The sequence below is a fragment of the Pseudomonas sp. JBR1 genome, from assembly GCF_028198185.1.
Taxonomy (GTDB): Bacteria; Pseudomonadota; Gammaproteobacteria; order Pseudomonadales; family Pseudomonadaceae; genus Chryseomonas; species Chryseomonas oryzihabitans_E.
In genome coordinates this window covers 1,608,617-1,620,715 of record NZ_CP116340.1, presented here as the reverse complement: position 1 = coordinate 1,620,715, position 12,099 = coordinate 1,608,617, and the positions used below count along the sequence as shown (strand labels likewise).

Annotated in this window: 10 protein-coding genes and 1 tRNA gene; 7 read left to right on the top strand and 4 right to left on the bottom strand. The window is 64.1% G+C overall.

Translation table 11 applies throughout. The features are described 5' to 3' along the window. The first annotated feature begins 8 nt into the window (after positions 1–8). The 5 genes from PJ259_RS07490 to PJ259_RS07470 all read left to right on the top strand — a co-directional run bounded on the left by PJ259_RS07490 (position 9) and on the right by PJ259_RS07470 (position 4,815). Positions 9–350 carry a ribonuclease E inhibitor RraB gene (locus PJ259_RS07490; RefSeq protein WP_059315428.1) on the top strand — a complete coding sequence of 114 codons (342 nt, stop codon included), beginning with the start codon at positions 9–11 and terminating at the stop codon, positions 348–350. A gap of 257 nt (positions 351–607) precedes the next feature. Continuing rightward, positions 608–2,017 (top strand): circularly permuted type 2 ATP-grasp protein, encoded by a 1,410-nt coding sequence (locus tag PJ259_RS07485; RefSeq protein ID WP_059315427.1) that lies wholly within the window; start codon positions 608–610, stop codon positions 2,015–2,017. Positions 2,018–2,079: 62 nt separating this feature from the next. Further along, positions 2,080–3,033, top strand: coding sequence for an alpha-E domain-containing protein (locus tag PJ259_RS07480; protein ID WP_059315426.1), 954 nt, complete (start codon positions 2,080–2,082; stop codon positions 3,031–3,033). Beyond that, entirely contained in the window at positions 3,030–3,830 is an 801-nt protein-coding gene (locus tag PJ259_RS07475; protein ID WP_059315425.1) for a transglutaminase family protein, read from the top strand. The genes PJ259_RS07480 and PJ259_RS07475 overlap by 4 nt, the downstream gene beginning before the upstream one ends. An 895-nt stretch (positions 3,831–4,725) precedes the next feature. After that, positions 4,726–4,815 (top strand) — tRNA-Ser (locus PJ259_RS07470). Between the two features lie 73 nt (positions 4,816–4,888). Here the strand turns inward: PJ259_RS07470 and PJ259_RS07465 are convergent. From PJ259_RS07465 to PJ259_RS07455, 3 genes are all read right to left on the bottom strand, one after another. Further along, a complete protein-coding gene (locus tag PJ259_RS07465) occupies positions 4,889–5,701 on the bottom strand; it encodes an HDOD domain-containing protein (RefSeq protein WP_064308253.1) in 813 nt (270 codons plus the stop codon). A 183-nt stretch (positions 5,702–5,884) separates the two neighbouring features. Next, the gene (gene lpxH / locus PJ259_RS07460; protein ID WP_271655318.1) at positions 5,885–6,613 is read right to left on the bottom strand and encodes a UDP-2,3-diacylglucosamine diphosphatase; all 729 of its coding nucleotides are present in this window, start codon (positions 6,611–6,613) and stop codon (positions 5,885–5,887) included. Beyond that, positions 6,610–7,104 carry a peptidylprolyl isomerase gene (locus PJ259_RS07455; protein ID WP_059315422.1) on the bottom strand — a complete coding sequence of 165 codons (495 nt, stop codon included), beginning with the start codon at positions 7,102–7,104 and terminating at the stop codon, positions 6,610–6,612. Before PJ259_RS07455 ends, lpxH begins: the two co-directional genes overlap by 4 nt. Positions 7,105–7,250: 146 nt before the next feature. Here PJ259_RS07455 and PJ259_RS07450 point away from each other — a divergent pair, with 146 nt between their 5' ends. Next, entirely contained in the window at positions 7,251–8,939 is a 1,689-nt protein-coding gene (locus PJ259_RS07450) for a glutamine--tRNA ligase/YqeY domain fusion protein (protein WP_271655317.1), read from the top strand. Continuing rightward, complete coding sequence (gene cysS / locus PJ259_RS07445; protein ID WP_271655316.1) at positions 8,939–10,324, top strand: cysteine--tRNA ligase; 1,386 nt, start codon at positions 8,939–8,941, stop codon at positions 10,322–10,324. Before PJ259_RS07450 ends, cysS begins: the two co-directional genes overlap by 1 nt. Positions 10,325–10,744: 420 nt before the next feature. Here cysS and PJ259_RS07440 read toward each other — a convergent pair whose 3' ends face one another. After that, positions 10,745–12,061, bottom strand: coding sequence for a DEAD/DEAH box helicase (locus tag PJ259_RS07440; protein ID WP_271655315.1), 1,317 nt, complete (start codon positions 12,059–12,061; stop codon positions 10,745–10,747). Between the last annotated feature and the right edge of the window lie 38 nt (positions 12,062–12,099).

The following is a 12,099-nucleotide window of genomic DNA, read 5'->3' as shown; positions in this document are numbered from 1 at the left end:
GAAGTCCTATGTCCTTGTCGTTTGCCGATGATGTGAGCTTGAACCTGCTGCAGCGTATGAAAGAGGGCGGCTTCGATTTTGCCCGCTTTCATCCCATCGACTTCTTCGCCATCTTCGCCGATGAAGGCAAGGCCCGCATCGCTGCGGACCAGTTTCACGGCGAGTCCCTCAACGCCCAGGTGGTGCCCCACGAAGAGGGCGGCTGGCACCTGCAGGTCAGCAAGGTGATGTTCGCTACCCACGCCACCATCGATGATTTCGAAAGCGATCTCGAGGCCGTGGTGGTACCTCTCGGCGGGCAGCTCGATGGCTGGGGCGTCACCCAGGAAGTCAACCGCAGCCCCGCCTGATCCCACGCGTTGCGAGGCGGCATCCCGGACGGGATGCCCGTCTCATCTCCGGTAACCGTCGCGCCCCTCAATCATCGCACTTTCCGCCTGGCGCACCGTCTTAGGCTCATGACGGAAACGTTGCGGTGCATGCGCACGCTTACGTGCCTGGCTTTGGTGCACCGCGCGCCTCGCAGCTACGCGAGGGCCTGATCTTGAGGGCCCTTACGGTGGCACGCGGCTTGCGACGCTGCACCGTGGGTGACAAGGAGATCGGCATGAGCCGCCAACTGTATAACGAGATGTACGACGTCCAGGCGCAATGCCGACCGCACTATGGTCGCTATGCCCAGTGGCTGAAGGAAACACCCCCTGAACTCCTAGCCCAGCGCCGCCGCGAAGCCGACCTGCTGTTCCATCGCGCGGGTATCACCTTCACCCTCTATGGGGACGAGCAGGGCACGGAACGTCTGATTCCCTTCGACGCCCTGCCGCGGGCGATTCCCGCCAGCGAATGGCAGATCATCGAGCGCGGCTGCATTCAGCGGGTCCAGGCGCTGAACATGTTTCTCCATGACCTCTATCATGACCAGCGCATTATCAAGGCCGGGGTCATTCCGGCCGAGCAGGTGCTGGCCAACGACCAGTACCAGCTGGCCATGCAGGGGCTGGATCTGCCCAACGGCATCTATGCCCATATCGCCGGTGTCGATCTGGTCCGCGACGGCGATGGTGCCTACTACGTGCTGGAAGACAACCTACGCACTCCGAGCGGGGTGTCCTACATGCTCGAAAACCGCAAGATGATGATGCGGTTGTTTCCCGAGCTGTTCACCCTGGAGCGCATCGCGCCCATCGACCACTATCCGAACATCCTGCTCGATACCTTGCGCAGCTCCACCCCGGTCAATAACCCCACGGTGGTGGTCCTCACACCAGGCCGTTTCAACAGCGCCTACTTCGAACATGCCTTCCTGGCTCGTGAGATGGGCGTGGAGCTGGTGGAGGGGGCCGACTTGCTGGTGCGCGACGAACAGGTGTTCATGCGTACCACGTCGGGCTTCCGAAAGGTCGATGTCATCTACCGACGTCTCGACGATGCCTTCCTCGATCCCCTGGCCTTCAATCCGGACTCCATGCTTGGCGTGCCGGGCCTGCTGGCCGCCTATCGCGCCGGTAACGTCATCCTGGCCAATGCCATCGGCACCGGGGTCGCTGACGACAAGTCGATCTATCCCTATGTGCCGGAGATGATTCGCTTCTATCTCAGTGAGGAACCCATCCTCTACAACGTGCCCACCTGGCAGTGCCGCAAGCCGGACGAGCTGTCCCATGTGCTGGCCAATCTGCCCGAGCTGGTCGTCAAGGAAGTCCATGGCTCCGGCGGCTACGGCATGCTGGTCGGTCCCACCGCCAGCAGCATGGAGATCGAAGCCTTTCGCGCGCGGCTCAAGGCCAATCCCAGCGCCTACATCGCCCAACCGACCCTGTCGCTGTCCACCTGTCCGACCTTCGTCGAAAGCGGCATCGCGCCGCGGCACATCGACCTGCGGCCCTTCGTGCTGTCCGGGCGCAAGACGCGTCTGGTGCCCGGCGGCCTGACCCGGGTCGCGCTGCGGGAAGGCTCGCTGGTGGTGAATTCCTCCCAAGGCGGCGGCACCAAGGACACCTGGGTGGTCCAGGACTAGATCGCCACAGAACAGTGGCCGCCACGGCGGCCCCGCAAGGACCTTTGAAAGGCGACCCCACCATGTTGAGTCGTACCGCTGCCGATCTGTACTGGATGTCCCGCAACCTTGAGCGCGCCGAGAATCTCGCGCGGATGCTGGACGTGAGCTATTCGCTGTCGATGATGCCGCAGAGCGGGCAGGGCGGAGGCCTGGATGAACTGGCCATGCCACTGCTCATCACCGGCACCCTGGATGACTACCGGGAAAAACACGGGGCCCTGCACCCCGAGCGCCTCCTGCACTTCTTCGCCCTGGACGAGCGCAATCCCGGCAGCATCTATTGCTGTCTGCAGGCCGCGCGCAGCAATGCCCACGCGGTGCGTGGGCGCATCACCGCCGACATGTGGGAGAACGTCAACGCCACCTGGCTGGAGATGCGCGAGATCGCCGTCACCGGCCTGATCCGCTTCGGCATCAGCCGCTTCTGCGAATGGGTCAAGGAGCGGTCCCACCTGTTCCGTGGGGCCACCGTCGGCACCATCATGAGAAACGACGCCTATCGTTTCATCCGCCTGGGTACCTTCGTCGAGCGCGCCGACAACACGCTGCGCATGCTCGACGCCCGCTACCAGGTACTGGGCGAGGAGGAGGCCGAAGCCATCAGCGACGCCTCCGCCCGCGGCTTCTATCAGTGGAGTGCGCTCTTGCGCGCCCTGAGCGCCTTCGAGGCCTACACCGAGCTCTATCGCGATGCCCTCAATGTGCGCAACGGTGCCGAGTTGCTGTTGTTGCAGGAAGACCTGCCACGCTCGCTGCTGGCCTGCGTGATCGAACTGCACCGGGTGCTGGCCAGCCTGCCCGGCGAGAACGGCCGCGAGGCCAAGCGCCTGGCCGCCGGCCTGGAGGCGCGGCTGCGCTATACCAGCATCGACGAGGTGCTGGACGAAGGGCTGCATGCCTGGATCGGCGGCTTCATCGTCCATGTCCGCCAGCTCGCCAGCGCCATCAACACCGCTTATCTGGAGGCCGTATGAGGCTCGCGATCCATCACGAAACGCTGTATCGCTACGCCGACCAGGTTCGCGCCAGCATCCAGTACCTGCGGCTCACGCCCCAGGATGACGCGCGTCAGCGAATCCTCGGCTGGGAACTGTCGTTGCCGCGCCCGGCGCGGGCACAGCGCGATCCCTTCGGCAACATCCTGCATGTCCTGACCCTGGACACCCCGCATGACGCCATCACCATCACCGCCAGTGGTCAGGTGGAAATCGACGAGGGCTTCGAATCCGAGCCCTGCCAGGCCTCACCCTTTCCCTTCCTGCGTCAGACCCGCCTGACGGACGCCGACGAGGCCCTGACGGCCTTCGCCCGTGACATCTGCGACGGTCGCCGGGATCGCGCCACGCTGATCCAGCTCATGGAGCGACTACACGAGCGCATGACCTATCTACCTGGTTCCACCGAGGTGGATGGCAACGCCGCCCAGGCTTTCGCCAAGGGCGCTGGCGTCTGCCAGGACCATGCCCATGCCTTCCTGGCCTGCGCCCGCAGTCTGGGCATTCCGGCGCGCTACGTGTCCGGCTATCTATGCACCGACGACAGCGCGCACCTCTCCAGCCATGCCTGGGCCGAAGCCTGGCATGAAGGTGCCTGGTACAGCTATGACGTCACCAATCGCCTGATCCGGCCGGAGCGCCACCTGCGCCTGGCCATAGGCCTGGACTACCTCGATGCCTGTCCGGTACGGGGCATGCGCCGAGGTGGTGGGGTAGAACAGATGGAAGCCAGGGTGCTGGTCGAGCCGCTGCAGCAGGTGCAGCAACAGCAGTGATCAAGGTGCCTGCAACAAACGCGGAGGCGGCCAGGGGCCACCTTCGTCTTTTTTGCGCTGCCATAGAGCAGTCTCACGGCAATGGCACAGGTGTCGTCCACGATAGGTCTGCTCGCCAGATCGGTGTGAACAGGTAAGACAAGCCAATGCTCGATTGCCTGCTAGCGATGGCGTGCGCGGCGCGCTGTCTTCTTGTCATCCGCAGCGACGTGCCGTTAGGGCTGCCGCTGGTACCGATGGTCCAGCCAAGATTCATTCGGATGCAGGCCAGTAGCCGGCGCTTCGGGGATGCAATGAACCCGGCGTCCAGGCCTCATGCAAGGGCTGGGCGAAGGGACGCACCCGCGAACGGTGGTCCTGGGAGATCAGCCAAAGAACCGCGAGAGGTTGGGTATGACCAACACCACGGTGGTAACGATAAATACGAAGCTCGCCTGACGCCACTTGGGGACGGGATTCTTGAACATGACTCGGGGCCTTTATTGTTAGCTGTTTAGAGCCTTTACGTCTTCAGCGCGTAGCGCTTGCGCAACAGCGGCATGTAGCTACTGATTCCCGCGGACTTAAGCACTATCCAGTAGCTATAGAACATAAATTTCAGTTTTGTGGCAGGTAACGACCAACTGGTTATCAAAAGTGTCGTCTTGCAATATTTCTCCTTTGCTTTCAGGCGATTAGTGAATTGGTTACGACGCTACCATTGGTCGGACGCCTGACAGGCGGGCGGGCTAGCAACAGCGACCGGCCGGTCATCCTGTGAACGGTGCTTACGACCCCCTCGCGCCAGTGCGTCGTGCAAATGCATGAATAGATTGAAGAAAAAGCTTGCCATCGAAATCGTCTTTGCCTATAGTTGCGCGCCTCGGTGATGCAGATGCAGATGCCGAGCAAATCTGGTGAGGTGTCCGAGCGGTTGAAGGAGCACGCCTGGAAAGTGTGTATAGGAGAAATCTTATCGAGGGTTCGAATCCCTCCCTCACCGCCAGATCTGAGAGAACCCCTGAGAGCCAAGCTCCAGGGGTTTTTTCTTGCCTGCGATTCGGCCAGGCGCCAGGAATTCAGGCGGCCTGACTGAAGCTTGCCGCGGTATCCCGGGCGCTTGGCAGTACGGCGGTGAGCTGTTCCAGGTCGATGCTGGCGAACAGCGGGCCGCCCAGGTCCTGCACCTTGCTGTCACCGGCGTTCTCGTGAAGGACCTCGGCCACGGCCACTGCCTGGGCCACGATCAGTGCATAGCCCTTGCCCTCGGGCGCCTGCAGCGGACGCGCCTGGAAGGCGATGGCGTCGCGCAGTACCTGGGGCAGCTGCCAGCGGCGGGCCAGTTCCGCACCGACTTCCGGATAGCCGAAGCCCAGTTGCAGGGTCTCGTCGGCGGCGCGGTGGCTGCTGGCGGTCGCGCGACCGGCCAGGCTCGGTGCCAGTTCGGGCGCGCCGCTCTGGATCAGCAATTCGCCAATGTCATGCAGCATGCCGCAAGTGAAGGCGGTTTCCTGGTCCAGGCCGGCCTGCTTGGCCAGTGGCTTGCACAGGCTGGCGACCAGAAAACTGTTGTACCAGAAGGCCTGCAGGTCGAAGCCAGGCGCGGCCTTGAAGCCGCTGGCGAAGGCCGAGGCCAACACCAGGGTGCGCAGGGTGTTGAAGCCCAGGCGCAGGGCAGCGTCTTCGATACTGGTAGATTCGCGGGCGCCACGGAAACGCGCCGAGTTGGCCAGGCGCAGTACCTTGGCGGCAATGACCGGGTCACGCGCCACGGTGCGCGACAGGGTTTCGATGCTGGTGTTGGGGTCGTCGAACTGCTGGATCAGGACCTGCGCCACTTCGGGGACGTTGGGCAGGTTGTGCAGCTGGGCAAAGAGGGTATCGAGTTGCATGGGCGTCTCCGCGAAAAGGGTTACATCTCCTTACACCCTCGTCATCGGTCGCCTGCGCGGATTTCTGTAGCGGTCATGTGACGATCGGTCGCAGCCGGAGTGGCCGCGACCGGGTAGCCAAGCAAAATTGCCTTGCTGATCAGGTAATTGCTGCAAGAAAGCCAGGCATGCCTGGCCGCGCCATTACCGTTCGTCGAGAGCGAAATCGACCTGGGTCAGGCCCGCTTGGCTGGCTTCCAGCACCCAGCCTCGGCGGTCCCAGTCCCCCAGCACGATACGTTCGGCCGGCTGGCCATTGAGCAGCAGCTCATGGCGAGCGGGCCTGTGGGTATGGCCGTGGATCAGCGCCGTCACCCGGGCAGCGCGCATCTCTCGCTCGACCTCGGCCTCGGTGACATCGGTGATGTCCATGGCCTTGGCCCGGGTCTGCTGGCGACTTTCGCTGCGCAGCTTGCGCGCCAGCTTCTGGCGGCTGGCCAGGGGCAGGTGGCGCAGCACGAAGAGGGTGAGGGGATTACGCAGGATGCGGCGCAGCTTCTGGTAGCCCTCGTCACGGGTGCAGAGGGTATCACCATGCATCAGCAGCACCCGGCGGCCGTGGAAGTCGGCGATATGGCGATCCGGCAGCAGGCGGCAGCCGGCCTGGCGGCAGAAGGCCTTGCCGATGAGGAAGTCGCGATTGCCATGCATCAGGTAGACGGCCGTGCCGCTGTCCGCCAGCTGGCGCAGGGCGGTGGCGATCTCCTGCTCGAAGGGACCCATGGCGTCATCGCCGATCCAGGCCTCGAACAGATCTCCAAGGATGTACAGCGCCTCGGCACCGCGGGCGCGGTTCTGGAGGAAATGCAAAAACGCCCGGACCAGGTCCGGGCGTTGCGGTTCGAGATGCAGGTCGGAGACCAGTAAAATCACTCGACGATCTCGGCCTTTTCGATGATCACGTCTTCGCTCGGCACGTCCTGGTGACCGGCCTTGCTGGTGGTGGCGACGGCCTTGATGGCGTTGACCACGTCCATGCCCTCGACGACCTTGCCGAACACTGCATAGCCCCAGCCCTGGCTGGTAGGCGCGGTGTGGTTGAGGAAGGTGTTGTCGGACACGTTGATGAAGAACTGCGCCGAGGCGGAATGCGGATCCATGGTACGAGCCATGGCGACGGTGCCGATCTCGTTGGAAACGCCGTTGTTGGCCTCGTTCTTGATCGGGGCGCGGGTCGGCTTCTGCTTCATGCCCGGCTCGAAACCACCGCCCTGGACCATGAAGTTGCTGATCACACGGTGGAAGATGGTGCCGTCGTAGTGACCGCTCTTGACGTATTCCTTGAAGTTGGCCGCGGTTTCGGGCGCCTTGTCCTCGAACAGTTCCAGGGTGATGACGCCGTGGTTGGTGTGCAGCTTGATCATGGCAGCGAATCCGTAGCTAAGGGGGACAGCATCCAGACCCGGCGAGGGCCTCAAGGGTTTCGCCGGGACTTGACGGGTTGGGCTATGATACGGGTTTACCTTTGCTCGGCCTACCCTGGCCGTGCGCCTGCCCAGTTAAGGATCCCATGAGCAAGCCGACTTCCGACTCGTCCACCGCCGCCAAAGCCGCCCCCGCGCATTTCCTGCGGCAGATCGTCCAGGCTGACCTGGACGCCGGCAAGCAGGCCAAGATCGTCACCCGCTTTCCCCCGGAGCCCAATGGCTACCTGCACATCGGCCACGCCAAGTCGATCTGCGTGAACTTCGGCCTGGCCAAGGAATTCGGCGGCGACTGCCATCTGCGCTTCGACGACACCAACCCGGCCAAGGAAGACCAGGAATACATCGACGCCATCAAGAGCGACGTGCACTGGCTGGGCTTCGACTGGGCCGGCGAGGTGCGCTACGCCTCCGCCTATTTCGACCAGCTCTATGCCTGGGCGGTGAACCTGATCGAGCAGGGCCTGGCCTATGTCTGCGACCTGACGCCCGAGCAGGCTCGCGAATACCGCGGCAGCCTCACCGAGCCGGGTCGCAACAGTCCTTTCCGCGATCGCTCGGTGGCCGAGAACCTGGACCTCTTCGCCCGCATGAAGGCCGGCGAATTCAAGGACGGCGAAAAGGTGCTGCGCGCCAAGATCGACATGGCCTCGCCCAACATGAACCTGCGCGATCCCATCCTCTATCGCATCCGCCACGCCCATCACCACCAGACCGGTGACGCCTGGTGCATCTACCCGAGCTATGACTTCACCCATGGTCAGTCCGATGCCCTGGAAGGCGTGACCCACTCCATCTGCACCCTGGAGTTCGAGGACCATCGTCCGCTGTACGAGTGGTTCCTGGCCAAGCTGCCGGTGCCGGCCCAGCCGCGCCAGTACGAATTCGCCCGCCTCAACCTGAACTACACCGTCACCAGCAAGCGCAAGCTCAAGCAACTGGTGGACGAGGCCCATGTGCAGGGTTGGGACGATCCGCGCATGTCGACCCTGTCGGGCTATCGTCGTCGTGGCTACACCCCGGCCGCCATCCGCAACTTCTGCGAGATGATCGGCGTGACCCGCTCCAATGGCGTGGTCGACGTGGCCATGCTGGAATTCGCCATTCGCGAGGACCTGGACCAGAACGCGCCGCGTGCCATGTGCGTGCTCAAGCCGCTCAAGGTGGTGATCACCAACTACCCCGAGGGTCAGGTGGAAAACCTGGAACTGGCGCGGCATCCCAAGCAGGATCTGGGGCTGCGTCAGCTGCCCTTTGCCCGCGAGCTGTACATCGACCAGGGTGACTACGAAGAGAATCCGCCCAAGGGCTACAAGCGCCTGGAGCCGGGTGGCGAGGTGCGCCTGCGCGGTAGCTACGTGATCCGCGCCGACGAGGCCATCAAGGATGCCGACGGCAACGTGGTCGAACTGCGTTGCAGCTACGATCCGGACACCCTGGGCAAGAACCCGGAAGGGCGCAAGGTCAAGGGCGTGATCCACTGGGTGCCGACCGAGGGCAGCGTGGAGTGCGAGGTGCGCCTCTACGATCGCCTGTTCCGTTCGGCGCAGCCGGAGAAGAGCGAGGAGGGCGGCAGCTTCCTCGACAACATCAATCCTGATTCCCTGGTGGTGCTCAAGGGCTGCCGTGCCGAGCCGTCGCTGGCCCAGGCCCAGCCGGAAGACCGCTTCCAGTTCGAGCGCGAAGGCTACTTCTGCGTCGATCTGAAGGATTCGGCGCCGGGCAAGCCGGTGTTCAACCGTACCGTGACCCTGCGCGATTCCTGGGGGCAATGATGGCGCTGCACCTCTACAACACCCTGACCAAGACCAAGGAAGCCTTCACGCCGCTGGTACCGGGGCAGGTGCGCATGTACGTCTGCGGCATGACCGTCTACGACTACTGCCACCTGGGTCATGGTCGCAGCATGGTGGCCTTCGACGTTATCACGCGCTGGTTGCGCCATAGCGGCTATGAGCTGACCTATGTGCGCAATATCACCGACATCGACGACAAGATCATCAACCGCGCCAACGCCAACGATGAGCCCTTCACCGACCTGGTGGCGCGGATGATCGAGGCGATGCACGAGGACGAGGCACGGCTGAATATCAAGAAGCCGGACCAGGAGCCACGCGCCACCGATCACATCGATGGCATGCACGCCATGATCCAGACCCTGATCGACAAGGGCTATGCCTATGCCCCGGGTAACGGTGACGTCTACTACCGGGTCAACCGCTTCGCCGGCTACGGCAAGCTGTCGCGGCGGCGCGTCGAGGACCTGCGCATCGGCGCTCGCATCGAGCCAGGCGAGGCCAAGGAAGATCCGCTCGACTTCGTCCTGTGGAAGGCCGCCAAGCCGGGTGAGCCGAGCTGGCCGTCGCCCTGGGGCGCCGGGCGTCCGGGCTGGCACATCGAGTGCTCGGTGATGTCCACCTGCTGCCTGGGCGACACCTTCGACATCCACGGTGGCGGCAACGACCTGGAATTCCCGCACCACGAGAACGAGATCGCCCAGAGCGAGGCGGCCACTGGCAAGCCCTACGCCAACGCCTGGCTGCACTGCGGGATGATCACCATCAATGGCGAGAAGATGTCCAAGTCCCTGGGCAACTTCTTCACCCTGCGCGAGGTGCTGGAGAAGTATCACCCGGAAGTGGTGCGCTACCTGCTGATCGCCAGCCATTACCGCAGCCCGATCAATTACTCGGAAGACAACCTGCGCGAAGCCAAGGGCGCCCTGGAGCGCTTCTACCACTCGCTCAAGGGTTTGCCCCAGGCTCCGGCGCAAGGCGGCGAAAGCTACGCCGAGCGCTTCGCCCAGTGCATGGACGACGACTTCAACACCGCCGGTGCCTGCGGCGTGCTGTTCGAACTGGCGCGTGAGATCAATCGCCTGCGCGAGAGCGATCCCGCCGCCGCGGCCGGTCTGGCCGGGCGTCTGCGCGAGCTGGCTGATGTGCTGGGTGTGCTGCAGCTGGAGCCGGAAGCCTTCCTGCGCGCCGATGCGGCGGGCCGGGTGGATGCGGCCGAGGTCGAGGCACTGATCCAGGCGCGCCTGAGCGCGCGTGCCGAAAAGAACTGGGCGGAATCCGACCGTATCCGCGACCAGCTCACCGCTCTGGGCGTGGTGCTGGAAGACGGCAAGGGCGGCACCACCTGGCGCCTGGCGGAGTAGGAGTCATGGCCGGGTGAATGACGGCTCCGCCTCCTTCACCCGGTTCAATACACTTCGATCCCATCCCTGGAAAACGCTGCGCGGTTTTCCAGGCTATCGGTACGGATTCTCTTGTAGGAGCGGCCCATGGCCGCGATCACCCTCTACCGCCGCTCCACTGCTAACCCCTTAGGGTGGACAACGGCGCAGCCTCGTCACCTTGCCCTGGTGCCGGGGTAGGTCCTTCCTGGAAAACGCTACGCGGTTTTCCAGGCTACCGGGCTCTATGGCACCGGAACGGCTCCTCCTCCGGAAAACGCTGCGCGGTTTTCCAGGCTACGGGACTGCAGCGCTTCCGTAGGAGCGGCCCATGGCCGCGATTGGCAAAACATCAGCGTCGTAGGGTGGACAACGGCGCAGCCTTGTCCACCACCCCAATCCTCAGGGCTTCTTGCGCGCCTTGCCGAAGCCGGGTGACTTGCGCACCGACTTGACCTTGGGCTTGCCATCTTCCACCCAGCGCCCCAACGGCTTGTCGGACACCGATGCGCCAACCTTGGGCTTCTTCGGCTTCTTGGGCTTTTTCACCACCAGCCCGTTGGGCCGGGTTTCCGGAACACGGTGATCGGGGATGAAGTCCGGTTCGTCGCGGCGCGGCAGGACCTGGCCGATGAGGGTCTCGATGGCCGCCAGCTGGTCCACTTCATCGGCGCAGACCAGCGAAACCGCCTGGCCCTGGTTGCCCGCGCGGCCGGTCCGGCCAATGCGATGCACGTAATCCTCGGCGACGATGGGCAGGTCCAGGTTGACCACCAGGGGTAGGTCCTGGATGTCCAGGCCGCGGGCGGCCACGTCGGTGGCGACCAGGATATCCGCCTCGCCAGCCTTGAAGCGAGCGAGGGCGCGCAGCCGCGCCGGCTGGGGCTTGTCACCATGGATGGATTCCGCCGCCAGGCCTTCGGCCTGCAGCACCTCCACCAGTTGCTCCACGCCCTTGCGCGTCTTGGCGAACACCAGCACCTGCTGGCGAGGACCGCTGCGATAGAGGTGCAGGAAGAGTTCGGTCTTGCGCTTCTTGTCCACCGGCACGACCCACTGCTTGACGGTCACGGCAGCCGTGTTGCGCGGGCTGACGTCGATCGTCTGGGGATCGCGCAGCACCGGGGCGGCCAATTGGCGCACGGCGTCGGAGAAGGTCGCCGAGAACAGCAGGGTCTGGCGCTTGCGCGGCAGCATGACGAACAGCTCGCCCAGTTGGCGGGAAAAGCCGAGGTCAAGCATGCGATCGGCTTCATCCAGCACCAGCAGCTGCACCTGATCGAAGCGCACGGCGTTCTGGCTGAACAGGTCGAGCAGGCGACCCGGGGTCGCCACCAGCACATCGACACCCTTGCGCAGTTTCATCATCTGCGGATTGATGCTCACGCCACCATAGGCCACCGCGGTGCGCAGCGGCAGGTGCCGGGCATAGTCATGCAGGCTGGCATGGACCTGCTCGGCCAGTTCGCGAGTGGGCGTGAGGATCAGCGCGCGGATATGGTTGGGCGCCACCGCCGGACCTTCCTGCACCAGTCGCTGCAAGAGCGGCAGCCCGAAGGCGCCGGTCTTGCCGGTACCGGTCTGGGCCGCGGCCAGCAGATCGCGTCCGGCCAGCGCCGCCGGGATGGCCTGGCGCTGGATGGGAGTGGGGGAGCTGTGCTCCAGGGCGGCGAGCGCCTGCAGCAGCGGATCGATGAGGCCGAGGTCGGCAAAGGTCATGACAGGCCCGGATGGCGACGAAAAGGGAGCGAATTCTA

What these genes read in the sequence shown, in the direction of transcription:
- PJ259_RS07490 (WP_059315428.1), top strand. Translation starts at nt 9, where the DNA reads ATGTCCTTGTCGTTTGCCGATGATGTGAGCTTGAACCTGCTGCAGCGT.
- PJ259_RS07485 (WP_059315427.1), top strand. Translation starts at nt 608, where the DNA reads ATGAGCCGCCAACTGTATAACGAGATGTACGACGTCCAGGCGCAATGC.
- PJ259_RS07480 (WP_059315426.1), top strand. Translation starts at nt 2,080, where the DNA reads ATGTTGAGTCGTACCGCTGCCGATCTGTACTGGATGTCCCGCAACCTT.
- PJ259_RS07475 (WP_059315425.1), top strand. Translation starts at nt 3,030, where the DNA reads ATGAGGCTCGCGATCCATCACGAAACGCTGTATCGCTACGCCGACCAG.
- PJ259_RS07465 (WP_064308253.1), bottom strand. Translation starts at nt 5,701, where the DNA reads ATGCAACTCGATACCCTCTTTGCCCAGCTGCACAACCTGCCCAACGTC.
- PJ259_RS07455 (WP_059315422.1), bottom strand. Translation starts at nt 7,104, where the DNA reads ATGATCAAGCTGCACACCAACCACGGCGTCATCACCCTGGAACTGTTC.
- PJ259_RS07450 (WP_271655317.1), top strand. Translation starts at nt 7,251, where the DNA reads ATGAGCAAGCCGACTTCCGACTCGTCCACCGCCGCCAAAGCCGCCCCC.
- cysS (WP_271655316.1), top strand. Translation starts at nt 8,939, where the DNA reads ATGGCGCTGCACCTCTACAACACCCTGACCAAGACCAAGGAAGCCTTC.
- PJ259_RS07440 (WP_271655315.1), bottom strand. Translation starts at nt 12,061, where the DNA reads ATGACCTTTGCCGACCTCGGCCTCATCGATCCGCTGCTGCAGGCGCTC.